20 protein-coding genes are annotated in these 25,962 nt (G+C 48.2%); 10 read left to right on the top strand and 10 right to left on the bottom strand.

Annotation, left to right across the window (positions count from 1 at the left end; translation table 11 throughout):
* The first annotated feature begins 132 nt into the window (after positions 1-132).
* From BUB16_RS14450 to BUB16_RS14430, 5 genes are all read left to right on the top strand, one after another.
* Positions 133-1,422, top strand: coding sequence for a TolC family protein (locus BUB16_RS14450; RefSeq protein ID WP_170864411.1), 1,290 nt, complete (start codon positions 133-135; stop codon positions 1,420-1,422).
* Between the two features lie 46 nt (positions 1,423-1,468).
* Complete coding sequence (locus tag BUB16_RS14445; RefSeq protein WP_170864410.1) at positions 1,469-2,563, top strand: efflux RND transporter periplasmic adaptor subunit; 1,095 nt, start codon at positions 1,469-1,471, stop codon at positions 2,561-2,563.
* A 24-nt stretch (positions 2,564-2,587) separates the two neighbouring features.
* Positions 2,588-5,812: an efflux RND transporter permease subunit gene (locus tag BUB16_RS14440; RefSeq protein WP_073065902.1), complete on the top strand. Its 3,225-nt coding sequence runs from the start codon at positions 2,588-2,590 to the stop codon at positions 5,810-5,812.
* A 74-nt stretch (positions 5,813-5,886) separates the two neighbouring features.
* Positions 5,887-6,198: a hypothetical protein gene (locus BUB16_RS14435; RefSeq protein ID WP_139240320.1), complete on the top strand. Its 312-nt coding sequence runs from the start codon at positions 5,887-5,889 to the stop codon at positions 6,196-6,198.
* A 39-nt stretch (positions 6,199-6,237) separates the two neighbouring features.
* Entirely contained in the window at positions 6,238-6,489 is a 252-nt protein-coding gene (locus tag BUB16_RS14430; RefSeq protein WP_211483192.1) for a YgaP family membrane protein, read from the top strand.
* A 321-nt stretch (positions 6,490-6,810) separates the two neighbouring features.
* Here BUB16_RS14430 and BUB16_RS14425 read toward each other — a convergent pair whose 3' ends face one another.
* From BUB16_RS14425 to BUB16_RS21250, 3 genes are all read right to left on the bottom strand, one after another.
* Positions 6,811-7,431, bottom strand: a complete 621-nt coding sequence (locus BUB16_RS14425; RefSeq protein WP_073065896.1) for a TlpA family protein disulfide reductase — start codon at positions 7,429-7,431, stop codon at positions 6,811-6,813.
* 62 nt (positions 7,432-7,493) lie between these two features.
* Complete coding sequence (locus tag BUB16_RS14420) at positions 7,494-8,000, bottom strand: TlpA disulfide reductase family protein (protein WP_170864409.1); 507 nt, start codon at positions 7,998-8,000, stop codon at positions 7,494-7,496.
* 305 nt (positions 8,001-8,305) lie between these two features.
* Positions 8,306-8,707, bottom strand: coding sequence for a hypothetical protein (locus BUB16_RS21250; RefSeq protein WP_139240319.1), 402 nt, complete (start codon positions 8,705-8,707; stop codon positions 8,306-8,308).
* A 370-nt stretch (positions 8,708-9,077) separates the two neighbouring features.
* Here BUB16_RS21250 and BUB16_RS14415 point away from each other — a divergent pair, with 370 nt between their 5' ends.
* Positions 9,078-9,905, top strand: a complete 828-nt coding sequence (locus BUB16_RS14415; RefSeq protein WP_073065890.1) for a sterol desaturase family protein — start codon at positions 9,078-9,080, stop codon at positions 9,903-9,905.
* A gap of 84 nt (positions 9,906-9,989) precedes the next feature.
* Here BUB16_RS14415 and BUB16_RS14410 read toward each other — a convergent pair whose 3' ends face one another.
* Positions 9,990-11,042: a hypothetical protein gene (locus BUB16_RS14410; RefSeq protein ID WP_139240318.1), complete on the bottom strand. Its 1,053-nt coding sequence runs from the start codon at positions 11,040-11,042 to the stop codon at positions 9,990-9,992.
* A 537-nt stretch (positions 11,043-11,579) separates the two neighbouring features.
* Between BUB16_RS14410 and BUB16_RS14405 the strand changes: the two genes are divergently transcribed.
* Positions 11,580-12,605 carry a VWA domain-containing protein gene (locus tag BUB16_RS14405; RefSeq protein WP_073065883.1) on the top strand — a complete coding sequence of 342 codons (1,026 nt, stop codon included), beginning with the start codon at positions 11,580-11,582 and terminating at the stop codon, positions 12,603-12,605.
* Between the two features lie 75 nt (positions 12,606-12,680).
* The gene (locus BUB16_RS14400; RefSeq protein ID WP_073065880.1) at positions 12,681-13,451 is read left to right on the top strand and encodes an HAD hydrolase family protein; all 771 of its coding nucleotides are present in this window, start codon (positions 12,681-12,683) and stop codon (positions 13,449-13,451) included.
* Between the two features lie 524 nt (positions 13,452-13,975).
* Here BUB16_RS14400 and BUB16_RS14395 read toward each other — a convergent pair.
* The 5 genes from BUB16_RS14395 to BUB16_RS14370 form a co-directional block, all read right to left on the bottom strand.
* Entirely contained in the window at positions 13,976-14,158 is a 183-nt protein-coding gene (locus BUB16_RS14395; RefSeq protein ID WP_073065877.1) for a histone H1, read from the bottom strand.
* A 205-nt stretch (positions 14,159-14,363) separates the two neighbouring features.
* The gene (locus BUB16_RS14390; RefSeq protein ID WP_073065874.1) at positions 14,364-15,020 is read right to left on the bottom strand and encodes a hypothetical protein; all 657 of its coding nucleotides are present in this window, start codon (positions 15,018-15,020) and stop codon (positions 14,364-14,366) included.
* Positions 15,021-15,035: 15 nt separating this feature from the next.
* Positions 15,036-15,743 (bottom strand): cytidine deaminase, encoded by a 708-nt coding sequence (locus BUB16_RS21115; RefSeq protein WP_084088313.1) that lies wholly within the window; start codon positions 15,741-15,743, stop codon positions 15,036-15,038.
* A gap of 12 nt (positions 15,744-15,755) precedes the next feature.
* Complete coding sequence (locus tag BUB16_RS14375) at positions 15,756-18,701, bottom strand: serine hydrolase domain-containing protein (protein WP_073065871.1); 2,946 nt, start codon at positions 18,699-18,701, stop codon at positions 15,756-15,758.
* A gap of 89 nt (positions 18,702-18,790) precedes the next feature.
* A complete protein-coding gene (locus BUB16_RS14370) occupies positions 18,791-21,235 on the bottom strand; it encodes a penicillin acylase family protein (protein ID WP_073065869.1) in 2,445 nt (814 codons plus the stop codon).
* A 441-nt stretch (positions 21,236-21,676) separates the two neighbouring features.
* On the opposite strand from BUB16_RS14370, the gene BUB16_RS14365 reads away from it, so the two are divergent.
* The gene (locus BUB16_RS14365; protein ID WP_073065866.1) at positions 21,677-22,534 is read left to right on the top strand and encodes a 3-hydroxyacyl-CoA dehydrogenase family protein; all 858 of its coding nucleotides are present in this window, start codon (positions 21,677-21,679) and stop codon (positions 22,532-22,534) included.
* A 561-nt stretch (positions 22,535-23,095) separates the two neighbouring features.
* On the top strand, positions 23,096-24,115 hold the full coding sequence (locus tag BUB16_RS14360; RefSeq protein WP_073065864.1) for a threonine aldolase family protein: 1,020 nt from the start codon (positions 23,096-23,098) through the stop codon (positions 24,113-24,115).
* A 6-nt stretch (positions 24,116-24,121) separates the two neighbouring features.
* Here BUB16_RS14360 and BUB16_RS14355 read toward each other — a convergent pair whose 3' ends face one another.
* Positions 24,122-24,589, bottom strand: a complete 468-nt coding sequence (locus BUB16_RS14355; protein ID WP_139240317.1) for a hypothetical protein — start codon at positions 24,587-24,589, stop codon at positions 24,122-24,124.
* Positions 24,590-25,962: the final 1,373 nt, after the last annotated feature.

The following is a 25,962-nucleotide window of genomic DNA, read 5'->3' as shown; positions in this document are numbered from 1 at the left end:
TGAGCGTACATGAACCCGGCAAGGATTTTCAATCCACAACAAAAAGAAATGACTCCCAACATGAACTCGAATCATTCATATATACCAGGCATATATTTTCTTCTGCTGATCTTATTGCTGCCGATATATTCGATGGCACAGGATATGCCGTCCGAGAAACCGCAACTCTCTCTTTCCCTTCAGGAAGCCGTAGAGCGCGCCCGGGAGCAAAATTTTGACGTCGGACAGGCCGAATATGACGTCGAGAAAATGCGCGGGCAATACCGGCAGACCAACGCTGCCTTTTTACCGCAGCTTTCCATAGAGGAGACTGGGGTTTCAACCAATGATCCGCTGAATGTATTCGGTTTTAGATTAAAACAGGAAGCGGTGACGCAGGCCGATTTTAATCCCTCGCGACTAAATGATCCGGATGCTTACGATAATTTTACGACAAAATTTGAACTGCGTCAGCCGCTGCTCAATACCGATCTTTTTTTTGAGCGAAGTGCGGTAAAAAAACAGTTGGAGGCAACAAAAGAAAAGCTGAAGGGCACCCTTGACTATGCGCGTTACCAGGTAAAGGATACCTATTACCAGCTTCAGCTGATGTATAACAGGCTGTCAGTGATCGGCCTGTCGCTTGAAACGGCGAAGGAAAATGAACGTCAGGCCAAAAACCTTTATGAACAGGAGATGATTAACAAGGCCGATTACCTGGCCGCCAACGTGCGGGTGCTGGAGCTCGAAAGTCAGCAGTCGAAGGTGGAAGATCAGCTGCAGGCGGTGCAGGATAACCTGCGGTACCTGCTGAATATGGATGAAGAGGTCACCATTGTACCGACCGACAGCCTCCAGGTGCGGCCCGGATTATCCGATGATTTGATAGACCCTGCAAATGTTGCCAATGCGGAGGTGCGGGCCATGGAGCACCGCCTTTCTGCAGCCAGGCAGATGCTAAAGGCTTCGAAATTTAATTTTGTGCCGAGCATTAATCTTTTCGGCAGTTATGAATTTAATGATGAGGTTCCGTTTGGCACACAGGGCAACAGCTATATGATTGGAGCTACCCTGAAATGGAACCTGTTCAGCGGCTTCAGCAATATGGGGAAAGTAATGGAATCGAAGGCTGAGCTGAAGCAGGCAAAGCTGGCGTATGAGAGTAAGGTTTTTAGAAACAAGCTTGACATTCAGCAGGCCCGGCGTTCACTGGACCAGGCCCGGAAACAGCTTCGTTTTGCCGAATCATCGGTAGAACAGGCGGCCGAAGATTATCGCATCCGCAACAACCGGTATGAGCAGGGCATGGAAAAAACAACGGATCTGCTATCTGCGGAGACAAAGCTTCAGGAAGCCAAATTCCAGCGGCTGAACGCCCTGTATCAGTATAATATAAGTATGGCAACACTGGAGTTATTACTGGAACAGGAACGGGTTTACTAATCCAATGTTATCAGGAAAATCGATTTTAACAAAACCAAACAAGACCATGAAAAATAACATTATGAACATTTCAGGCAGGCTTTTATCTGCTGTTATAGCACTAATACTCGCCGGGACTGCGTGCAGCTCTTCTGACCAGTTGGAACCTCAGCAGGATCAGCCCGTTTCTGTCGTCACGGAAACCGCAGGTCTGGTGCAGGGAACAGCATCCCATCGCTTTTCGGGAACGGTGACAAGTGAACGTACGATCAATTTAAGTACCAAAGTGATGGGGCGTATTACGCAGCTTGACCTTGAAGAGGGGGATTTTGTCCGGAAAGGGGAGCTGCTGGTTCGCATAAAGGATGATAACCTGCAGGCACAGAAAGGCCAGGTGGAATCGAGTCTGATGGAGGCCAGTGCGGCGCTGCAAAACGCAGAGATAAATTATAATCGCATTAACAACCTGTATGAGCAGGAGAGTGCAACCAGGAAGGAGCTCGATGATATTTCGACCGGGTACGAAATGGCCAAAGCCAGAGTTCAATCATTGGAGAGCAGGCTTAGGGAAATTGAAGGTATGCTCGACTATACCCTGCTAACGGCACCGTTTGATGGCTATGTGGTCTCAAAGATGGCCTCGGAGGGAGATATGGCCGGGCCGGGACAACCGATTATGGCTTTTGAGCAGAAGGATAGGATGAAGCTCAACGTTACGGTCCCCGAGAGTGAAATATCGCTCTTCAATCTCAACGACACCGTATCTGTAGATGTTAAAGCCGCCGGATACCACCACGCCGAAGGGGTTGTGGCTAATATCAATCAGTCCGGCCGTCGCGGCAGTAGACAATTTTCGGTAGAAATTGCGTTGCCCGGACTGTCTGAAGATTCAGGCGTCAAATCAGGCATGTTTGCCGAAATTGGACTTGCTACGGATAAAGACCGTGCCATTGTAGTGCCGCAATCGGCCATTATAGAAAGAGGCCAGTTAACCGGCTTATATACGCTCAATGATGATTCAGAAGTGGTGCTCCGATGGGTACGCCTGGGAGATGCCAGTGGCGGGCGTGTGGAGGTACTGTCCGGGTTGTCCGAAGGAGAAGCGTTTGTGGCTTCTGTCGATCAGCGACTGCGCGAAGGCCAGAAAGTCAGTACACAGTAATAACAAATATTTAGCAATAGCATTATGAAAACCGGAATTGCAGGTAAAGTAGCGCAGGGCTTCATCGACTCGAAGCTGACACCCTTGTTGATGATCGTATTCCTGGCGCTGGGATTTTACGGGACGTATTTAACGCCGCGGGAAGAGGAACCCCAGATTGACGTTCCGATGGCCGATATTTTTGTCGGATACCCCGGGGCAACACCCGATGAGGTTGAAAAGCGAATTGCTATCCCGTTGGAAAAAGTGCTCTCGAATATTGAAGGCGTTGAATATGTTTATTCTACGTCCATGCCCGATCAGGCTATGGTTTCGGCCCGATTTTATGTGGGCGAAGATGTCGAACGCAGTTTGGTTCGCCTTTATAATGAGATTATAAAAAATATGGACCGGTTTCCCGACGGGGCCACCCAACCCATGGTGAAAACGCGCTCCATTGATGACGTACCGATAATGACATTGACGCTGTGGAGCGATACCTACAGTGATTTTGAAATTCGGCGCGTAGCCGATGAACTGGCCCTGGAGGTTAAACAGATCGAGGATGTGGCCCAGACCGATATTCACGGGGGACGAACCCGTCAGGTGTCGGTCAATCTCGATAAAAATAAAATGGCCTCATACGGTATCGATCCGATGCAGGTAGTCGGACAGATACAGGCGGCGAACCAGGAATTATCTTCGGGCTCATTCAGTAAAAACGACACGGAGTACCTGGTAGATACCGGTGACTTTTTTAAATCTGCAGACGAGGTGCGAAACGTTGTTGTAGATGTACAAAACGGCGATCCTATCTACCTGAAAAGTATTGCCGAGATCCGTGACGGACCGGAGGAACCCTCCGAGTACGTTTCGTACGGTATTGGGTATCAAAAAGCCCTGGAGAATGGTTTGAACAGGGGCGAGTCATATCCTGCCGTAACCATATCCATAGCCAAGCGCTCCGGGGCCGATGCGATGAATATTGCCGGACAGATTGAAAATAAGGTTGATCAGCTCGAAGGAACCCTGATTCCGTCTGATGTGCATGTAACCACTACCCGGAATTACGGAGAGACAGCATCCGCCAAGGTATTTTCACTCCTGGAGCACTTGCTGGTGGCTATTTTAGCCGTGACTTTTGTGGTGGCGCTGGCCCTGGGATGGAGAGGCGGCCTGGTTGTGTTCTTGTCCGTACCCGTAACCTTTGCGCTCACGCTTTTTTTATACTACATGTTTGGCTATACGCTCAACCGGATTACCCTGTTTGCACTGGTTTTCGTGACGGGTATTGTGGTGGACGACTCGATTATTATTGCCGAAAATATGCACAGGCACTTTAAGATGAAGAAACTCCCGCTCAAGCAGGCGGCCATCGCCTCCATCAGCGAGGTGGGGAATCCGACGATCCTGGCAACCTTCACCGTAATTTCGGCGGTGCTGCCGATGGCGTTTGTTTCGGGACTGATGGGCCCCTATATGAGTCCGATGCCGATTGGGGCTTCGCTGGCGATGATTTTTTCCCTGATCGTTGCCCTCGTTATTACCCCGTGGCTGGCCTATATCCTGTTGCCGCACGGTAAAACGGAGAAGGATGAGAATGGAGAGGAAAAAGAGTATGACCTTAAAGAGACATTCATCTATAGATGGTATGAGCGTACGATGAATCCTTTGCTGGAAAGCACATCCAAACGATGGTTGTTCATCGGTGGGGTGACGGTCCTGCTGCTGGCATCAACGCTGCTGTTTGTGTTCCGGATGGTGGAGGTAAAAATGCTGCCTTTTGACAACAAAAATGAAATTCAGCTGATCATTGACATGCCGGAGGGAACCACGCTCGAACGGACCAACGCCGTGGCCCGTGAAGTGGGGCTGAGCCTGAAGGATGTACCGGAAATCAAAGACTACCAGATTTATGCCGGTAATAATGCGCCGATCAACTTCAACGGACTTGTACGGCATTACGATTTACGGGAGGGCCCCAATGTTGCTGATGTACAACTTAACCTGATAGATAAAGGCGAACGCAGTGATCAAAGTCACGCTATCGCCAAGCGTATTCGTCCCATCGTACAGAAAGTGGGCGAGAAGTATGATGCCAATGTAAAGGTTGTTGAAGTACCGCCCGGACCGCCCGTGCAGTCAACCATTGTTGCCGAGGTCTATGGTCCCGATGGAGATGAGCGAGAGCGCGTCGGCCGCGAGGTGAGAGATATCTTTGAACATACCGATGGCATTGTGGATGTAGACTGGATGCTGGAAGCTCCCCAGATAAAATACCGGATGGATGTACATACCGAAAAAGCGATGATGTCGGGCATACCATCGCAGCAGGTCGTGCAGACCGTAACAATGGCATTGAACGGAAAGCCTGTTTCGCGCATCTATAGTGAAAAAGAGCTGAACGATGTGCCCATTATGGTAAGGCTGCCCAAGGCCGACCGCTCTGACATTGACAAGTTGAGGCAGCTGTATATGAAGTCGGCATCCGGTGCGATGATTCCGGTGTCAGATCTTGTAACCGTTTCGGAAGAGACCCTGGAGTCCAGTATTCATCGCAAAAACCAGCGCAGGGTTACCTACGTGCTGGCAGAGGTAGCCGGGGAGATTGAGAGTCCCGTTTATGCTCTGCTGGATACCGGCGATGAGGTTGATGCCATCGATATGCCGGAAGGATACAACCTGGCACAGATTTTTGCCGGACAACCGTTTATGACCGATGATTATACCCTGAAGTGGGACGGCGAATGGCAAATTACCTACGAGGTATTCCGTGATCTTGGAATCGCCTTTGCCGTAGTGCTGGTCATTATCTACATGCTTATTATAGGCTGGTTCCAGGATTTCAAAGTCCCCATTATAATGATGATCGCCATTCCGCTTTCGCTGATTGGCATCCTGGTGGGACACTGGGTGTTGGGGGCCTTCTTTACGGCTACATCGATGATCGGGATGATTGCCCTGGCCGGCATTATGGTGCGTAACTCGGTTTTGCTGATAGACTTTATCAATATACGGATCGACGATGGCGAGTCACTCAAACAGGCCGTAATCGAAGCAGGTGCGGTACGCAGCATGCCGATACTGTTGACGGCCGGTACCGTTGTGATAGGCGCGGTTGTGATCCTGTTTGACCCGATATTCCAGGGTTTGGCCATCTCGCTGATGGGCGGGGCGGTAGCATCCACAGCGCTCACTCTGGTTATGATACCGCTGATCTACTTTATGGTAGAGAACAAGGTGAAGGAGTTGAATGAGAAGAAAGCGTAACGCCAAATATTACTTGTATCCGGGTGGCTAACGATCATTCGGATACGATTTTAATACACAAAACCATGAATACAATGAAGTTATTAATAATACTCAGTGTTGAAGAATATACCGATGACGTCCGTAAGATCTTAGCACGACAGAAGGTACCCATTTATAGCGAGACCAGTGTTCACGGTTTCAGAACGGAGGAATACCAGCCGGACATCACAAACTGGTTCGCCGGCGATAATCACGGCATTTATTCCACGCTGTTTTTTTCGATCCAGGATGGAAGATGCGTGGGGCGTGTGCTTGACGAAGTCAAAGCATATAACAGGGAAACAGGTGCCGAGCAGCAGAATCCAATCCATGCGTATTCTCTGAACGTAGAAAAATCGGTTTAATCAAACAGTAAATTTCAATAATCTGCAAAAAACAATATCATGAATATTCAAAATCCAGGTTGTTCAACAATGCGGCCGATGGAACGCGCGATACGTATTCTGGCAGGTACATTTGTAACGCTAAGTGTGGCATTGGGATATTTCGTAAGTCCCTACTGGTTTTTGCTGACGCTGTTTGTCGGTCTTAATTTATTCCAGTCGGCTTTTACCAGATGGTGTTTGGCTGAACAAATTTTTGCCAGGCTGGGCATCGGGGTGGAGGAAAAAGTTTCAACCGGAAGGCAAAGGTAACAGCTTTTGTCTTTAAAAAAGCGCTTGGGCTTCGTTCCACGGATGGATATAGATGCCGCTCGCATAGCGATCGTCCAGAATTGTTTGTCTTCTTGTACAGTACGTATGGGTATTTAGTGGAGTTATGGATGTTACTGCCAATAATAATTCTTTATAGCATGTGTGAACAGTTAAGATTTAAAGACCATTCTTTTTATTAAATTTGGTTTCTTCTCAATCAGTTTAAGGTTTTCAGATTTAAATGTATGAAGGTACAGCTCAAAATAAAGCCGGCTATGATTACACTCACAGCAGCGGTGCCCAGAGGGTGGATTGATCACATTATTTCTCGGCCATTTCTATCATCCACCGGGCAAAATCAGGCGAGCTGTAATCGGCAATGCCTTCCTTCTTATAGATAACTTTCCCCTCTTTTGAGAGTACATAGGTGGTCGGCAGGTAGGGGCTTCGAAATTCATTTGGCAGTGCCGAGGCCGGAAAATAGTAAGGCATCGGAAACCCTTTTCCCTTCATGAAATCAACGGCTTTCTGTTTGTTTTCGTCCATCGAAAGTAACATGAATGTTATGTTTTCATGGCTGCTGACATTGTCGTAGAGCGTTTTGATGGTCGGCATCTCGGCCACACAGGGCGGACACCAGGAAGCCCAGACATTGACAAAGACCACATCGCCGCGGTAATCGTCCAGTGCTACCGTTTGTCCCTCCGTTGTTTCCAGGGCGAAACGGTAGTCCGCATCCGAGAGCATGGGGCCGTCGGTCGTGGTGATCTCGGATGTATCCGCATCAAAGAGGCCGGTCCACAGCAGGGCGCGCTGCATGGTGCCGAGCACCTCGGTATGTAAGCCGGTGGCGTAAAGGATAGCCCCGGTTGCCAAAATAACGCCCCACTCTATAAGGCTGCGTTTCCAGCTGCTTGTTTCTTTCTTTTTGTCAGAGATCATGGTGTGATGGTTGTAATGAGTTTATGTTCCGCCTAAGGAGTGTCGAATACCCCGTATTGTGGTTACCGGGCAGCCAGTTTTTCAAGTATGGGCTGCAGTTTGTCTTTCGTGAGCATGCCCGGTGCGACGTATTCGACCTGTCCCTTTTTATTAATGATAAAGGTAGTGGGTATGGTACGAATGGGTCCATACTTACGCGATACGCCTCCGTCATCAACCATAATAGGATAATTTATACCCATATCTTCGGCATAGGGACGCACTTTCTCCCATCCTTCCTCATCAAGAGAAATGCCGGCGAAAAGGACGCCATCATCCTTTAACTCTTCATGCAATTCCATGAAGTCGGGAATCTCTTTACGGCAGGGAGCGCACCAGGTAGCCCAGAAGTTGAGTACGACAACACGACCCTGCTGGTCGGACAGGGTGAACTCCTCTCCCCCCATCGTTCTGAGGGTAAAATCAGGAGCAGTTGTAAATTCACGGTCACTATTGTGAGCTCCGGCGGTATCGGAAGTGGTTTGATCAGTATTATTTGGCAGTTGCTCTTTGGCCGTGTCGCAGGTCATAAGCAATCCTGCAATGGTGATACTGAATAGAAGTTGTTTTGTGAAGCTGGTGAAGGTCATATTGAAAAAAGTTAATTCGTGAAATATGTTGATTCTGTTGATAAGTCTGTTCCATTGGCTCTGGCAGACCAATCGGGAACAGGAGTCCTGCAAGCCTTCCTCCCGCTCAATGTCAATCAGACTATACGCTTAGCTAATTGAATCCTTTTTCTGGCAGTCAGAAGCAAGGAATACTGCAGTTGAATATTAGTGAAGAATCACGGAATCCGGCTGCGGGTTCGTAGGGATACAGTACAGGCAGGCTTTTAACTAGTCTGGGGCGGATCAGGCTCCTGGAATACAAAAGATTGCGAGGAAACAACAGAAGTATAGGGAGGGAATAAGAGACGGCTCTCATGTGGTGCAGCCAGATGCTGCTTTTCTACCGGTATTACCTGTAAAGATATGTTGCAGGTAGAGGAAACAGCAGTTGCTCCCTGAGAAGGAGTTGACTGTTCCTCATTTTGCCGAACTCCGGATGGGTGATTGTTAGCTTTCACGAATGAAGCCTGAAGTGCATTTATACACAGGGAGCCTTGCTGGCTGGAGTCATAAGAAACAGCAACAGATGGGGATACGCCTTCCATGCTGTATGAGAGCAACACTGCTGTCATCAGAAAGGGGAGAAGCGCGCCAGATATATTTTCCGTATTCATATATTTTTTCATTGCTGCCTGTTAGGCCAGAAAGATACTAATATTTTAACTTGAAGCCTATTTTGTTAACTTGTGTCATACAGATTTATTTTGATTTTATTTAATTTCCACCCCTCCGGACAATAGAGAAAGCGGATCAAAGACCTGCCCAGAGACGGACAAATTGCAGCCTGTTGCCGGGGACCTTTGTGTGCGATGGCCGATAAAGCCGTAGAACTGCGCAAGCAGCACAGTTTCAAATAAAAGCGGTTGGAAGACGGTTGTCCCGGGTGGATGTTGCAAAATCCAGCTGTTGAATAAATGGTTCTACGGCGGAGTTGTCTGAGTGGACGACCGAAAGTGACAGGATGCTCACTTTTTTAATATAATCAGTATAATTACTATGGAATCGCTTCTTCAGCAGTTGCAGCAAACCCAGGTCATCCTGATGGGAGCCGGACTGGTTGTGTTATTTATGTGGGAAAGCGTCCAGCCGTTTTATGCCTGGTTTAATAATTCGTTCAAGATCCGCGGCCTTCATGCATTTCGAAACCTGGTAATTGGTGCGATTAATGCGCTGCTGGTCAGTGTGGTATTTGTCGGATTGTGGATGGTTGCCTCGGTTTGGGCAGAAGAGAACGGCTTCGGAATGTTGCATTGGTTGGGATCATTTATCACCATGCCCCTGTGGATCCATGGCATAGGAGCCGTACTCTTGCTTGATTTTTGGATGTATGCCTGGCACCGGATCAATCATGAAATCCCCTTTTTTTGGCGTTTTCACCGGGTGCATCATTCAGATACCGAAATGGATGTAACCACCGCCAGCCGTTTTCATCTGGGTGAAATTTTCTTCTCTTCCCTGTTCAGGATACCCCTGATTGCCTTCTTCGGAGTCTATCTCTGGGAACTGGTGCTCTATGAAACGATCATGTTTGCCGTGGTTCAGTTTCATCACGCCAATGTCGGGCTGCCGGAAAAGTTTGACCGTTACCTGCGGACAGTCATTGTTACGCCCAACATGCACCGGGTGCATCATTCCCGGTGGCAGCCCGAAACCGACTCCAATTACAGCTCGCTGTTTTCGTTTTGGGATCGCCTTGCCCAAACCTTCCGCCTGAATCCCGAACCTAAAAACATCAGGATCGGACTCGATGAATTTGATAAGGATGAAGACCAGACCATAAGGGGCATGATGAAAACTCCATTGGCAGATAATGAGCCGGATTAGATTTTGACATTGATTTTAAAAACCGATGGCATGCCCAGCCCTTTTTAGCATGGAGGGCTTAACCCCGATGATCCGCAGCACAATTTATATTTCCTGGGGAGGAGCCGGTGTTCCCCGGATCATAGAATCGTCTCCGCCGTCATATAAAAATGTATCAAATCCATTAATGCGATTGCCAGTGATATTGTTTTCTGATGTTCCCGGAAATACATAAACACCAATTGCCCCGGTACTTTCTTCACTGTTAAAATTGTTGCCGGCCAGGTGGTTATCTGATCCGCCAACCAAAGCGCCATATGCTTTAAAGTTATAACTGGACTGACTCTCTATTTCAGAACTTGTCCGGTTTCCGGTCACTCTGTTATCGTTGCCCACAAGATAAATACTGAATTCGTTGTTGTGTAACGTATTATTGGTGACTTTGGAATTCGTCCCCAATATCAAGAGCGCAGTAGAGCCGAAGTTCGATTCCCCGTCCCACCAATGTCCGGTAATTTCATTATTAATTACTTCTGCAGCGGCCCCCTGGTCAATCTGAATACCATTTTCGGCCCATCCGCTTGTTTTAGCTCCACTGCCGACAATGGAATTGCTTTTGATTCCTACACTGGTTTCAGTCCCTCGTGCAAGTATGCCCACGCGATGAGTGCCGGTAAGCTCATTTGACGATATTGTTCCCTTTGCTCCCTCGTCGAATCGAATAGGAACAAACCGTCCGCTAAAATCAGTGATAAATGTGGAGCGTGTAACGGTGACATCCGCTCCGTTATTCCAGACACCTGTACTCTCGCCGCTGTCGCCGGTTTCCTGTATAACCGTGGTATTACGGACAGATGCTTTCCTGGGAGCATTCTCATCAAAATAGATGGCCATATCACAATTGTGATTATCAAAATCGATGGTGACATCCTTTAACGATTGGTTTACATATACTGCCGTCATACCGGTATCACCGGCATTTTTACAAGTACTCAGGGCGCTTGTTGTCTTGTTACTATTAGCTTTGCCGGCAATGGATTCTATGTTATTTGCATTATCTGTACTGCCTGAGCTACTTGTGACATTGTCGCAACTTAAGGTAAGAAAACCGGTGATTGTGAATATTCCTATGGACATGATGAAATGTTTAGCGATCATATTTATACCCCGTTAGTTTGGTTTTTGTTTTTTGAGCGTAACTGTGAGCGAATAGGAAACCGCATCCCTGAATGTAGACAATACAGCCACTTTGAGGATTATTTGTTCATGTAAGCAACTGAATTATTCACTCCAATGTTTGCCCTCTCATAATTTTAAGTATAACCAATGTAATAATAAGGACTTAGCCCTCCAAATTCTTATAGAGCCTTTGCAAAGTCGCTGTTTTGCCCAATTGCTATATTTTCGTGATTTCAACATCCTCATGTATCGTCTATACACTGCGGTTTTGACATCGATCAGGGGTTGTTGTTGAATAAAACCCCAGGTTTTTCCAAGACCTCTTAAAATTTTAGAATTTATAATCCCAACATTCCAGGAGTGTGAGCAAGAACCGGTCTGATAATCGGACGCAGGCTTCCGTACTTCGGAACGACTGTTTGTCCGCAGATAAAATTGTCGACTCCCGCAATTTCAGTTATCTTATTGAGTTATGTATTATATAGACTGATTTTTTAATTCTGATACGATTTAACTATGATTTGGCAGCAAAGCCTCTACCTGTGGTTACTGTTGATTATTCCCCTTCTGATCGGGCTGACTTACTGGTACAACAGGCGATTGGATGAGAGGAGAAAATCTTATTTCGGCGAGCAATTACTGCAGAAGTTGCGTAAGGGATTTTGGCCACTGGGTAAACGAATCCGGCATATTTGTCTTTATGTGGGACTGGCTTTACTTATCATTGCTGCAGCGGGACCGAAGGTTGGGACGGAAGTTCGCGAGGTGAAACGACAAGGTGTAGATCTGCTGGTAGCTCTTGATCTTTCCGCCAGCATGAATGCGGAAGATGTTAAGCCGAGTCGACTTGAAAAGGCCAAATATGAAATTACCCGCATGGTTGAAAAATTACAGGGGGATCGGGTGGGACTCATCGTCTTTACCGGGGAGGCCTACCTGCAGTCGCCGATGACGCTGGATTACTCGGCTTTACGACTGTTTTTGAATATTGCGGAAACGGACCAGATGCCAACGTCATCTACGGATTTCAGCGCAGCGATGGAAACCGCAGCTGAGGCCTTTGATTCCGGGGACGGGGAAGAACAGAGCTCAGGTGCGGCCAAAGTATTAATGATTATCTCGGATGGCGAAAATCATGGTGATGATTACAGCTCGGCACTTGAACAGTTGAGAGAGCAAAACGTATCGATTTATACGTTGGGGTTGGGTACGGAGTCCGGATCGACCATCCCGTTGTATGACGACTCAGGCTCCCTGATGGGGTACAAAAGAGGAGAGGACGGCAAGGTGGTAAATACGCACCTCGAGGCAGAAGTTCTTCGATCGATTGCGAATGAGGGGGATGGGGAATATTATGAGATCCGGAGTGGAAGTTCGGGGATCGATGCGTTTTTGGGACGTCTGGATGAACTTCAACAGGGAGAATTTGCCAGCCAGGAGTATGCTGATTTTAAAAACCAATTCCAGTGGCTGGCCGGCTTCGGACTGTTGTTTGTCATCGTCGGCATCACCTTTCCATACTATACCGCTAAAGAATCTTGAACACGCGCTTTTAAGTATTTGGAAGAAACAGGCAGCGACCAAGCATAATTTTATTAAACGTAACTTTTTTAACCAATGATCAAACTCTTTATCACGGACCTCGATGGTTGTGTTTCCACTCCTTTTAAATCACCCGATTGGAATCTTCTTTCCGAAATCCGGAGGCTGAATGACCAGCATGTCAATGATATCGCTGTTCCGCCACTGACTATCTGTTCGGGACGCCCGCTGCCTTATGTAGAGGCGGTGGCGCAATGGCTGAATGTTACACATCCGGCGGTATTCGAAAGTGCGGGTGTATGCAGTATTGAAAACTATGAAGTTCAATTTTTGCCGGTCTTTGATGAAAAGGCGCAGCAGCAGGTGGATGAACTTAAAGCATGGCTTGAACGGGAAATAATACCGGAATATCCCGGAATGATTCTTGAATTTACCAAAAAAATGGATGCCGGGTTGATTCACCCGGAAAAAGAGGTGATTGACGATGCATTTCCCGCTATTAAGGAATATGTCGCAAAGGGTTATCCTATTTTTGAAGTACACAAAACGGAAGTATCGATAAATATCATCCTTGCGGATAACAATAAAGAGAACGGCATCCTCCGGCTTTGTGAACTGATGGACATCACTCCCCGTGAAGTGGCCTATATCGGTGATAGCAGCGGTGATATTCCCGGATTGAAGATTGTGGGACAGCCGTATGCCCCTGACAATGCTGTGTCTGAAGTGAAGGAACACGCAGAAGTCCTCAATGCGAAAGTAACCGAAGCTGTGTTAATGGCTTATAACCGCGTTATTAAAAAAAACAGGGAAGGTCTGTCAGAAAAAATGTCAACGAAGGTATAATAATTTGTATAGTTACTTTTTTCCTTGATAAACTCTTTGCACCTTTTGGCTTGAACCAAAAGGTGCGGAAAAGATCAAGGCTGAGAAAACTCAGCGCCCGGCGGTCGCATCGCCTCCGGAGAAAAATATAAACTCACCCGACACGGTCGGGCTCAGACAAATATTTTTCTTATTCCTCCGCCTTACGCCCGCCACCCAGGGCGCTTACTTTTCAAGGCCGGATTATTTATCCCATGAAAATTATTCTTCCGGCCTCGGGTTGTGAGCCGCCCGGAGTGGAGGACGCGAACCGGCCGTAAATAGGCTTGTTTGAGCGACCGGAGGGAGTGAGTTTTGCCTTTTTACAGGTTCGCGCAGGCTCCGCTCAGGCGAAGAACCCTCAGCCGGTCGTTTTTGCACCACTTTTGGAGAACCAAAAGTGGTTAAGAAAAGCCTAATAACAACCTCATCTACTGACAAAATACATAAAATAAAAAAAGGGGACTCCTTTCCAGAAGTCCCCTGTAGTAGAAAAAAGAAGATTTTTATACCTTCCCGGTATTTTTCCATTCTTGTATTTCCATACGAATTTCTTGTGCTTTTTTCTTCATTGCCTGAAGAGTTTTTCGAGCACGGGTACCGGCAGCTTTATTGCCTTTTTCGTAGAACTTGGTAATGTCAGGTTCCAGCTGATCTAATAATTCATTCATTTCATCGTATCGGCTCATTGTAGACTCCGTTTTATTTTGTATTAATATTAATCAAAATCACTCGATGATGATCATAGCTATCATCATTGATATGGTCGAATCTATGTATATGCAATTGGCGTGTCAAGTTAAAATCCCCATTTTAATACATTATGTAGGCTTTTTTTTGTTTTTAGGTGTTAAAATTGTAAAAATAATGGGTCGAAGAGTTAAAAAGTAATGGCTAATCGATTAAAATAGTGTGATTGGTCCCCGGTAGGCGGTGGAAATCCCGGGCTGTTGTGAGGCGTACGCGGTGGTTGAATGTTTTAAATTCATCGGGAATTTGCGTTTCCCGGAATGACGGCTCCATCGTATCCCATTGGATGTTATCGGGATGATCGGAATTCGTGAAGATTTCGGCCTCATCAGATTTCGAAAAGATAAAAAGTTCATCCGGCCTGATCTCCTCCCGCAAGAAGCGGAGCATGCGTGGCAGTTCAATGGTCGTTTGCCGGTTCCGTTCGAGATCCTGGACCAGCGTAGAAAGCAACAGTACAGGTTGACGGGGGAGATCCTCTAAAAATGAGTGATCCAGGGAAAGCTCATTATCTTGCAGGGTGATGAAGTTTCGCTTATAGGGATTAATACCGATGGTCGAAACCCCCTGGTCCGCGAAGAGTGCCACAAGCCTTTTATTGAGATCTTTGAGACTTCGTACGGTCGCTTTTTCACGCATCACGCCCGTTTGAATGATGCGGTCGGTATAGGCGCTGTCGGTATGTACGATAACAGAGCGCTGTTGCCGGTCTTTTTGTTGTTCCGAGAGCGACCGTGCCAGCGAAGTGAGAAAAACGCCGTTGTCAAGGTGATCATGATCTAACGCAGCAAGATAGCGCATAAAGGGTACGAAAGGTTATGAATTCGAAAGTGAGGGTGAATAAAAGCTAAAAGGAAGCAGATCTTCGCTAAAATGGATAGATCGCGAATGATCAGTGTTATAAAGGTGAACCCGTCGGCTGGACAGATGTTCGTTGATGACTTGCCGGCAGGCACCGCAGGGACTGCTGAATTCACCGTCACGGCTCTGGATATGGAGGTCTCCAAGCTCGGCCCGGCTGTAGGTCAAAGCTTTCATGATGGCTACCCGCTCGGCGCAGAGTCCCATATTCCAGGAAGAGCACTCAATATTCACTCCGCCTATGTATCCCGTTTCTGTTTCGACAAGTGCGGCAACCGGGAAATTGGAATATTCGACAAGAGCGCGGTCCAGCAGGGACGGTAAAACAGCAGCAGGGTCAGATTCTTTATTTATAACGACGCCAAAAAAGTTAAAATCAGGGAAGTCTTCTGCATCCAGCGTACTCAGACCAACGCCATATTCTTCTTTCCAGTAAGGGAGCAACCGGTCGCCGGGATCGGTGGTCATCAGTTCCTTTGGCGTATCCCCCTCACTCAGACAGCAAAACAGTGCATTTTGGGCAGCACCGATCGATAGGGGATAGGAAACATTTTCTATGCGCTTGCCGGCAAAATAGCGTCCCTCGCTGCTGTAAACTACGGCCGCTTCAGGCCGCCGGGAATACGGGACATAGCTTGCTGCAAAAATATTACGGATATCCATATATCAATACCATTACTCAATAATTGAAGAAATTACGGCATCCGCCACCTTTGCCCGTATCTTGCTGATGTTCCTACCATAAGAGCGATAGGGATATGTTCGGTTGGTCAGGATGATAATCGCCAGGTCGCGCTGTGGATCAACCCAGAAGCTGGTCCCGGTAAAGCCGGTATGTCCGAAAGCCTCTTCACTGGCGAGCGTTCCCGCTGTGCTTTCTCCTTCCTCGTCCTTACGGTCAAAACCGTATCCGCGGTTGACAAGTTCCGACTGCCGTTTGGTGAACAGTTCTATCGTTTTAGGCGCCAGGTACTGTTTTCCTCCGTATGAACCTTTGTTAAGCAGCATCTGGGTAAAGATGGCGATATCCGAACCGCTGGAAAAAAGTCCGGCATGACCGGCAACCCCGTCCATGTAGTAAGCGCGTTCGTCGTGAGCCTGGGCCCGTACGGTTTTATGGCGATAGATAGTATCTTTTTCGGTGGGCGGAATCCGTTTAGCGAACGTTTCTCCTGCCTCAAGCGGGTTAAATCGGGTGTTATTCATGCCCAATGGCTGGTAAAAGGTCCGCTGCAAATAGTTATCCAACCGCATGCCCGTTACTTCCCTGACTATTTCCCCCATCAGGATGAACCCCAGGTCGCTGTATTTATAAGTCGCCCCGGGCTCATAGATCAGCGGCTCATTTTTGACTGCCTCGACAAGGGCCCGGCGTGTTTTAAGCTTGTCTATATAGATGCGGAAGGGAGGGAGTCCCGAAGTGTGCAGCAAGAGGTGGCGAATGGTAACCCCGCTTTTTAGACCCGCGCTAAACTCCGGGAAATAGGCACTTACTTTGTCATCCAGGCGTATCTTACCCTCGTCGACAAGCTTCATCATTGCGGTTGTGGTAGCCATGATTTTGGTAAGCGAAGCCAGGTCATAGACATCATTGGTATGCACCGGGTTGAGCTTTTGATAGGTTTCATAACCAAAGCCCTTTTGGTAAGCGACCACCCCGTCTTTCAAGACGGTGACCACCCCGCCGGGAAAGGTTGAGTCATAGATAGCTTCATGCATGATCCTGTCAACCTTGTAGAGGGAATCGGCCCAAAAGTTCACTGATTCCGGCTTGTCGAACCGGACCGTAGTTTGCGGAAGGGATAGTCCCTCATTCATGGCGTACTCCCCCGGTATGTCAATGGGAAGACGACCCCCGATGGCAGAAGCTCCGAAGAGGGCGGGAGCCGTATTTTTAAGCTGGTGCTCGGAACCGTCCCATGCCAGCAATTGTACGTCAGCATCCGGCAGGTCCCCGACGGCATAAGGATTGCCAAAGGTAACCAGCGCTTTGGGAGTTTGGGAGGGAAGCTGGTGGAGTAGCCGGCGCTGGGAGGAGTTGAACTGGTTATTTCCGCTGGCGTTGATATACATATGCGCACCGATGACAATAAGATCGGCCCAGCGGGCCTGTTGCAGGATATTTTGTTTTTCCCTTGCACTAATTCCCCGGTAGAAAACCCGGTGACGGACGGCAGGATGATAAGTGCGCATCTCTTCGGCCAGCGCAGCTCCCTTCTCGTCGTTGTCCGTGTCCGTTACAGATACAACCAGTACCCGTGGGTATTCATTGGGTCTGAGGGGTATGATATCATTATTGTTTTTCAGCAATGTCAGTGACTTCCTGCTTATTTCATCTGCGATTTGTCGGTTTTCCGGGCTGTTAACCCTGAAATTAAGCAGATCGATATCGGTTTGCCTGCTTTGGAATAATCCCGCTTCTTTTTTCTTTGCCAGAATTTTTCGGACCGACCGGTCAATGCGTTCTTCGGTGATATTCCCGCGTTCGACAGCCCGCTCCACCTCCTGGATGGCCGTTATTTCATCCAGGCTCAGCAGCATCATGTCGGCCCCGGCTTTGAGAGCCATGACCACCGCTTCGCCCGGTGAATAGTGAGCCGATATCCCTCGCATCTCAAGGCCGTCCGTTACGATAAGACCGTCGAAATTAAGGGAATCAACCAAAATACGGTTAAGAATGGACGGGTCGAGCGTGCCGGGCAAACGGGGATTGGAACTTATCCTGGGAAATGCGATATGGGCGCTCATCACGCTTTCTATGCCTTCGTCGATAACTTTTTTAAAAGGAAGCAGTTCTACCGATTGCAAGCGCTCGTAGTCGTGGTTGATGACCGGGAGGGAGTGATGCGAATCGGTATCTGTGTCGCCGTGACCAGGGAAATGCTTTGCCGTGGAGACGATACCCTCCGACTGTACCCCCTTCATAAATTGCTGTCCATACAGGGCTACCGTATCGGGATTGCCGGAAAAAGAACGCACATTGATTACCGGGTTGCGGGGATTGTTGTTGACGTCCAGCACCGGTGCGAATATTTGATGTACGCCCAGGGCGTCGGCTTCCCTCGCGGTAACCTTGCCGGCCAGGTAGGCGTAGTCGGGATTCTGGGTTGCTGCAATCCCCATTGCCGGGGTAAGGCGCGTGGTCTCTTCAACACGCATGGCGGCCCCGAACTCCATATCCTGGGTGATCCAGAGAGGAGTATCACTGATGGTTTGGAGCCGGTTGGTAAGGACCGTCTGCCCGTAAATACTTCCTTTGAAGAAGACGATTCCACCTACCTTATAGTGTTTTATTTTTGAAGCCAGCTGCCGGTACGACTCGTCGCCGACGTTTTTAAAATGGCCGTTGGCCCGAATAAAGAATAGCTGCCCTATTTTTTCCCGCAGCGTCATTTCGTCAAGCAGGACATCAACCGAAACATCTTCAAATGGATCCTGTTGCGGGAGGACTTTTTCGGAAGAACGAATCTCTCCCAAGGCTTTTTCCTGTTCTGCAGCCTGTAGAACAGGAATATTCGGGCTGTTTGACTTAGCACTAAATGTGCAAGCCTGGGTGATGAATGTAATCACCAGCATGAAAAAGAACCCCTGTTGATGTCGGTAAAATTGTTGTAACTGCATCGGTCAATTGGTTCTTAGACGTTAATGAATAACATAGCTGAAAGCTGCTGTCAAGTCAACGTTTTTATTTTTTTCGATTGCGGAGGTAATTATTTTTTCCGTCCGGGTACAAGCCTCATGGTATTGTACTGTGTTTCATTAAAAAGGGTACTGTCCTGGTACAGGAATTTGTATTGTCCGTTGAGCCAATCTTCGGTTTGATCACCGTAGTAGGTGGAGAACGGGTTGCCGGATTGGCCTGTGGGCAGAACAGACAAGCTGTAATTCGTTTGGGAAAAATCAATGATTCGCCGGAGAGAGGGACCCAAAATCATTTCATAGGGATCATTCCAGCTGTATTCTCCATTGTTTATACTCATTCCGTGTCCCTTCACGGGATAGGGACCCAGGTTCAGCAGGTTGCGGACAATAAGTTTCAGAGAGGTTGGTGCGGTGGGTGACTGAGCGGCCTCTCCGAAGAGGGGAGGGCGGAGGGTTAGCGTATGCAGCTGCTCCCAGCGCCATTCAAACGGCTCCGCTCCGAATCGTTCCCGCAGAAACGAGATTGTTTCCTCCATACTTTGCGTGATCACCTGAGCCCGTGTCTCCCGTTTCGTGGTCGAAACATCATCGAAAAGGGATCCGTTGTCCCTCAGTAGACGCAGCATGGTCCGTTCCGGGAGGGCTGAAAACCGTATGAACTTCTGGTAGACCGATTCCGAGAAGTCATCCTTCAGGGTATTTTCAGCGAGATGAATCAGAAATACATCGATGATGGATGCGGCCGTTTCGGAGGCGTCGTAGGAGTAGTCCCAGTTTTCCAGGTACGAGATTACAGTTTCAAACTGTTCCTTGTGCTGCTTTAGAACCGGCAAAATGCTGCGGGTAATATCCCGGGCGTACAGTGAGTGGGAATCGTACTGCATTTGCCGGAAGTTTTCGAGCGAAAGCTGATCAAATTCCGTCAAATACTGACGGATTCGTTCATACCGGGCATCGGGCTCCCAGTAAACGGAAAGATAGTACGGGTAATCGTCGCCGGCCGGGGGATTATTGGCATTGGCAATCCAGTTGCGATCGGGATTGATGACCGAGGGCAGCTCTTCATAGGCAACATATTCCTGCCAATCCCGGGAAGGGTCCCAGCCCTCGCGCAGGGTTATAGGATTACCGCTGCGGACAGGCACATTTGCCAGGGAGAGCTGGGCGATGGTTCCCTCCCTGTCGGCATAGATGACATTTTGGCCGGGTACTTTGAAATTGCGGGCCCCCTCCTGGAATTCATCAAATGACTGGGCCCAGTTCATGGCAAGAAGTGCTTCAATTTCCCGGCTGACCTCATGGCCGGTCCATTTCATGGTAATAACCCGTTCTTCTGTAAGCTCCTGGTCGGGATGGATATCCGAAATGACGGGGCCGTGGTTGGTCAGGCGGCGCGTAAAGACCGTATCGTCCCGGTTTTTAATGCTGATGACTTCGCGCTGAAGGCTGAAATTTTCATATAGTGGTTCGCCCGCAAGCGTATCAAGTACAAACTGGCGCTCATTTTGGGGATTTACGGCCTCCGCAAAAAAGTCCGTATCGTCAAGCATGATATTGGTCATCGACCACGCCAGGTGGTCATTTTGTCCCAGTACCAGCATAGGCGCCCCCGGGATTGAAGCCCCGGAAAGATTTTGTCCCTCCACATTCAGATGCACCTCGTACCACTTGCCCGGGACACTGAGTCCCAGGTGCGGGTCGCCGGCCAAAAGCGGAGCCCCTGTGGAAGATTTTTCGCCGCTGACGGCCCAGGCGTTGCTTCCCTGGTGGCTGCCCCGGGAGCCGGTGATTTTGCGGAGCTGCTCGTCGGTTTGCAGCATGGGAAGGAGGGCCGCCGTTAACGTATCCGCCGTATCGGAAGGCACCGGATCCGGTAAAAAGCGGTTGTTGGGACGAATTTGGAGGTATTTTTCGCGCGGGAGCTGTTCGGAAAGATAGGCATAGATCAACTCCGACTTCCAGGCCAGATTTAAATCCCAGGCCATCAGCCGGGCAAGGGCAATGGAGTGAGTGGGGGTCCAGGGAATCGGCTTCATATCCGCCAGTGAAAACTGGATCGGCAGGCTGTTCGGATGCTGCCGGCTATAGGTATTGACGCCGGCGGAGTAGGCTTCGAGATAGCGCATCGTCGTATCGGAGAGCGTCGCCTCAATTTTTTCCGCAATCCTGCGGAACCCTATGGTTCGCAGCATAATATCCAGGGAAAGCATGTCCTTGCCCAGGAATTCCGCAAAACGTCCCTCTGCGGCCATCTGTGAAACCGTCATTTGCCAGAGTCGATCCTGCGCATGGGCATAGCCCAGGCTATAATACAGGTCCACTTTGTTTTGAGCATAAATGTGGGGGACGCCGTAGCTATCCCAGTGGATAGTGACGGGTTTCCTGAGTTCCGGCTGTACCAGCGTAGCATTGTAGTCGGGAAGTGGCTGGTAGAAGGTCCAGTACATGCCAATGGCAACAATGCCGGTGATGAAGAGGAACAACCCGAGCAGCATGCCCAAAACTTTTTTCATGGAAACGATCTGTCGTTAACGTTAAGCGGGAAAGTAGCAAACATAGTGATTAATCAATAACGCTAAAAATGGTTTCCGGAAAGTGCTGAGAATTTGGTTACACGACGCCCTCAGCTATTGATAATGACGGCAAAATTCGATACCCTCTGCAAGGATATCAATATAGATTTTGCTAAACCCGGACTATTCACGTATGAATGTGAAATAATCTTAACTGTGTAATATTATTGAGCTTATCTGATAGGTGAGTTAACTTAGATTTGAGGAAATAGCAATGCTGTGAAGTGTACTCGTGAGCGGCGTTGAAGTATACCAGGTGTAATCAATCTATAGATTTTATGGGATTTTATTTACTGGTTTGACTTCGTCTTACCATAATTCAATTTTTTGGTGAATAATCCGGATTAAGCAGGATTATAATTTTAAAAAAACAGAACGGATATGAAAAAAATCAGGAAAGCGGCGGTCATTGGTGGCGGCACGATGGGCAACGGCATTGCGCATGTCTTTTCAATGCATGGTATTACCACTCACCTGGTGGAAAGGAACCTGGAGCTGGCTGAGAAAGCCTTAGAGACGATCTCAGGGAATCTGGATCGCATGGTTGGCAAGGAAAAAATTGATGCTACCCAAAAAGAAGAGACGCTGGATCGCATCGTCACGTTTACAGATATCGTCAAGGCAGTGGATGAGGTTGAACTGGTCGTAGAGGCAGTGTCCGAAAATTTTGATCTCAAGAAAGAGGTTTTTACCGAGATCGACAGGGCTGCGCCCGCCGAGGCGATTCTGGCTTCAAATACCTCATCCATATCTATCACCAAGCTGGCGGCTGCTACCACGAGGGCTGACAAATTTATCGGGATGCATTTTTTCAATCCCGTGCCGGTGATGAAGCTGGTGGAGGTGGTAAAGGGATTGCAAACCAGCGCCGCTACGGTAGCAGCGATTGAGAAGACGGCGCGAGGGCTGGACAAGAATCCGGTGGTCGTATCCGACTACCCCGGCTTTGTATCCAACCGCGTGCTGATGCCGATGATCAACGAGGCCATATACTGTGTGTATGAGGGAGTGGCCGAGCCCGAAGAGATAGACCAGGTGATGAAGCTCGGTATGGCGCACCCGATGGGACCGCTTCGGCTGGCGGACTTCATCGGGCTGGATGTGTGCCTGGATATATTACACGTACTGCATGAAGGATTTAAGGATCCCAAGTACCGGCCTTGTCCTCTGCTGGTGAAAATGGTGGAAGCGGGCAGGCTGGGTGACAAAACCGGTGAGGGATTTTATAGTTATGATTAAGATTGTTTTGCCCTTTTTGGCTTGACCCAAGGTAGAGTTGTCCATTTTTTGTCACCAAAAAATAGACAAAAAAAGTGCTGGGGAATAGCAAGATTTTGTACTCCTTATACTTTTTCGTCAGGGATAGCTCTTCGGCACAAGTCATCCTTAACACAGGTCTTCCGCTATTCCCCAGACCCCAAATTGGAGCTTTCTTGTATCCGTTTTGAATACAGCTATCATAGGAATGGTCATGTGTTCTGTTCAATACAAAAGACAAGCCCGGCTAAAGTAATCGCTTTTGGAATTTTGGCTATTCGTTGATTAAGAGAGCTATCCTTCAGGCCTGGACTGTGAGCCGACCGGAATGAGTATGCGAAAACCGGCTGTACATAGGTTTGTCTGAGCGACCGGAAGGAACGAGGGGCGCTTTTACTTGCGTAAGAAAATTAATCCATGTGGCTAAGGTACGATTTTATATGACAGCCTTTAAAATCTATGGTTATATTATGTTACGAAATGCCACAGAGCAGACGCAGAGTCACACAAAGTAAGTATGAATTAACATAAGAGACAGAAGCTATGGTCGACCTGAGAAGTGATACCGTGACCAAACCAACCCCCGGAATGCGAAAAGCGATGTCAGAGGCCGAGGTGGGGGATGATGTTTTTGGAGAAGACCCCACGGTGAATGCCCTTGAGGATAAAGTATCGGCTATGTTTGGTTTTCAGGCCGGCCTGTTTGTACCCAGCGGAACAATGGGCAATCAGCTGGGTCTTAATGTACTTACGGAAGCGGGGGATGAAGTCCTGATCGACGAAACGGGACATATTTTCAATTACGAATCCGCCGCTGCGGCTCATCTTTCTTCGGTTCAGCTGCATCCGCTCAGGGGAGAAGGGGGAAAGCTTTCGGTAGTGATCCTACAAAATATGGTGCGCGGGGGACACGACTGGGAACCCAACACCAAAGTGGTGGCGCTTGAAAATAGTACCAATAAAGGCGGAGGCTGTTGCTACAGGAGGAAGGAGCTTGAGGCTATTCGATCGTATGCCGACAACCATCAGCTGTTTATTCACCTGGACGGCGCACGAATTTGGAATGCGATGACTGCCACGGATATTAGCCCTGGCTTTTTTGGCTTGATTGCTGATACGATGTCGGTTTGCTTCAGCAAGGGACTTGGAGCCCCGGCCGGATCCATGATCCTTTCTTCCCGTGATCGCATCAGGAAGGCACGACGGAGGCGCAAGATGTGGGGAGGGGGCATGCGGCAAGTGGGTGTGCTGGCTGCTGCAGCGGACTATGCGGTGGATAAGCATCTTTCGCTGCTGAAAGAGGATCACAGGCGAGCCCGCGAGCTGGCCCGAACCATTGATTCCTGTGACGGGCTGTCTATTGATCCGGGTGGTGTGGAAACCAACATACTCATCTTCGATGTCAGGGAAGGCACCGCCAAAGCAGCCACCCAAAAGTTACAGGAGAAAGAAGTTTACCTGTCACCTTTTGGTCCCGGGAAACTACGAGCCACTTTTCATTTTCAGGTTACGGATGAGGATCTCAAAAAAGTAAAGGAGGCCGTTCAAATCTGTTTTGGGTGAGTACGGCTACTGGATTTCATCATCATTGGTATAGGACTCGAAGAGAGGATTATCGCGATCGACCGTAGAATTCATATCATAGATCTGGTAGAAGCCGAACTCAAATTGATTATTGATGAAGGGGCTTACTGTTCTCATAAACTGGCTGAGCCAATCGGGACCGATATGCTTTTCCAGCTCTTTCCGGTAGGCTTCTACAGCCATATCCAGGTACTCCTGTCCCTTGAAAGGCAGCTGGTAATACTCGGTCTCTTCCGGCACCTCATAGCTCCCCATGTCTGTCATCACCCCGCCCGCGGCCGGCCTGTCAAACCCGGGACGGAGATACTGTGGAGTAGGCGTTTCCCGCTCCAGCTCCAGTTCCTGACGCGTCGTATCAGTCTCCTGGGCTGCCGCCATAAGCGGGATAAGGGAGAGTGTCCCTGCAAGGAGAACGAATACAACCTGATATGGATATCTATTGGTCTTTGACAAGTCGTCCCGATTCAGTTGGTTTTAGAGCGCTTTACAAAATAGTACCTTTAACCAGCTTCTGCATTTTCGCGCATTCAAGACCCTCACATACGTTACGTGCAGTGGTTTTGGATGCATTCGGGCTTTGTTATCGACCAACGGTCCTGGTTTTTAAAGCCCTGTTTTAGATAAAATAACAGAATAATGATCAAATTGTTGTATTGCCACAAATAAAAAATGGGAACCCAAAGCTTTGGATTTTAGCCGGTTGTCCCTCTCATACAGCAGTGGGCCCGGAGATTGCGGGGAGTCATGATCTGCAAATCAAGGCGAATAGCCGGATAGATATTCGATTTTTTATCCGATGCACTCAAAAAAAGGATCAGAAAGCCGGTTTTAAGGAAGAATCTCGGTCAGAGGCATATATAACATCAGGCAAGACTGTTTAAAAGCTCTCAGGCGATTATATAAGGTTATTTTTCGCTGTTTGGCGGTTTTTTTGGGATGAACCAAGGTTATTCACGTTAAACTCCCCCATTTTTATAATGCCGGCCGATTTTTCATATGCCATTAAATGTGTAAAGGTTGAGCATTATCAAGACATGAAATGTCTGTTAATCCTCATTCTCATTCGCCTGGAACAGCCGGAATCACCGCCGTGAAGCCGGTCCCTATCCTGCATGAAATACTTGCGATTACCCGGGGACTTTCAGAGTGTTTTTGTCGTGAAAGTTTATATAGTTGTTCGCCGAATTCATGATCTCAAATCCTTCAGAAGAAATAGGGTCGAGCAGGTTTGGAGCACCCGCAAACAGATTAATTTGAGGAGATATTACTGCGGGAGAATTCAGGCTGCCAATACGGAAAAAACCAGCACCGATCCAAAATTTCCTGCCGGTAAAAAAAGGAAAAAGCATCGCAAATCAGATAAGATTTCCATAGCAAAAGAGAAAATGGATCCTTTAAACAGGTGCTTCAAATTGCGCTTCTAACCGGTGACGGACAGCGTAATTTTACGAGTTCATCGGCATCCATTTGAGAACTCGATTCTTTAATTATTACGAGCGGAGTGAAGGGAGAAGTTACCGTCCTATGCAGAAATCAGGCGTAGCACTGGGCAGGAGAGAGACCGGCTATTTATATCGTCGACCCTATATAACGATGAGGGAAAAATTTTAGGATGGAAGACAGGTATATCAGTTCTTGTACAAGATAGGTGATTCGGTAGAACAGATAGTAGGTATGCTCCGGATTAAATAGTAGAGAAGAAACGGAGCTGTAAAAAAATAGTCGTTTATTATTATCGAAAGACAGGATGCGGGGTCGGAAATAGAGGGGAAAACCGAGGGTGGAGTGGGGACTGGCAATTTGACACAGAGATAAGGGTTTGATGA

It is taken from the genome of Fodinibius roseus (assembly GCF_900129315.1).
Lineage (GTDB): Bacteria > Bacteroidota > Rhodothermia > Balneolales > Balneolaceae > Fodinibius > Fodinibius roseus.
Note: the sequence above shows the minus strand (reverse complement) of the source record. Positions and strands in the feature narration are given on the sequence as shown.

Excerpts from the sequence above, each read along its gene's own strand:
- BUB16_RS14450 (WP_170864411.1), top strand. The coding sequence starts at position 133 with ATGGCACAGGATATGCCGTCCGAGAAACCGCAACTCTCTCTTTCCCTT.
- BUB16_RS14445 (WP_170864410.1), top strand. The coding sequence starts at position 1,469 with ATGAAAAATAACATTATGAACATTTCAGGCAGGCTTTTATCTGCTGTT.
- BUB16_RS14440 (WP_073065902.1), top strand. The coding sequence starts at position 2,588 with ATGAAAACCGGAATTGCAGGTAAAGTAGCGCAGGGCTTCATCGACTCG.
- BUB16_RS14435 (WP_139240320.1), top strand. The coding sequence starts at position 5,887 with ATGAAGTTATTAATAATACTCAGTGTTGAAGAATATACCGATGACGTC.
- BUB16_RS14430 (WP_211483192.1), top strand. The coding sequence starts at position 6,238 with ATGAATATTCAAAATCCAGGTTGTTCAACAATGCGGCCGATGGAACGC.
- BUB16_RS14425 (WP_073065896.1), bottom strand. The coding sequence starts at position 7,431 with ATGATCTCTGACAAAAAGAAAGAAACAAGCAGCTGGAAACGCAGCCTT.
- BUB16_RS14420 (WP_170864409.1), bottom strand. The coding sequence starts at position 8,000 with ATGACCTGCGACACGGCCAAAGAGCAACTGCCAAATAATACTGATCAA.
- BUB16_RS21250 (WP_139240319.1), bottom strand. The coding sequence starts at position 8,707 with ATGAAAAAATATATGAATACGGAAAATATATCTGGCGCGCTTCTCCCC.
- BUB16_RS14415 (WP_073065890.1), top strand. The coding sequence starts at position 9,078 with ATGGAATCGCTTCTTCAGCAGTTGCAGCAAACCCAGGTCATCCTGATG.
- BUB16_RS14410 (WP_139240318.1), bottom strand. The coding sequence starts at position 11,042 with ATGATCGCTAAACATTTCATCATGTCCATAGGAATATTCACAATCACC.
- BUB16_RS14405 (WP_073065883.1), top strand. The coding sequence starts at position 11,580 with ATGATTTGGCAGCAAAGCCTCTACCTGTGGTTACTGTTGATTATTCCC.
- BUB16_RS14400 (WP_073065880.1), top strand. The coding sequence starts at position 12,681 with ATGATCAAACTCTTTATCACGGACCTCGATGGTTGTGTTTCCACTCCT.
- BUB16_RS14395 (WP_073065877.1), bottom strand. The coding sequence starts at position 14,158 with ATGAGCCGATACGATGAAATGAATGAATTATTAGATCAGCTGGAACCT.
- BUB16_RS14390 (WP_073065874.1), bottom strand. The coding sequence starts at position 15,020 with ATGCGCTATCTTGCTGCGTTAGATCATGATCACCTTGACAACGGCGTT.
- BUB16_RS21115 (WP_084088313.1), bottom strand. The coding sequence starts at position 15,743 with ATGGATATCCGTAATATTTTTGCAGCAAGCTATGTCCCGTATTCCCGG.
- BUB16_RS14375 (WP_073065871.1), bottom strand. The coding sequence starts at position 18,701 with ATGCAGTTACAACAATTTTACCGACATCAACAGGGGTTCTTTTTCATG.
- BUB16_RS14370 (WP_073065869.1), bottom strand. The coding sequence starts at position 21,235 with ATGAAAAAAGTTTTGGGCATGCTGCTCGGGTTGTTCCTCTTCATCACC.
- BUB16_RS14365 (WP_073065866.1), top strand. The coding sequence starts at position 21,677 with ATGAAAAAAATCAGGAAAGCGGCGGTCATTGGTGGCGGCACGATGGGC.
- BUB16_RS14360 (WP_073065864.1), top strand. The coding sequence starts at position 23,096 with ATGGTCGACCTGAGAAGTGATACCGTGACCAAACCAACCCCCGGAATG.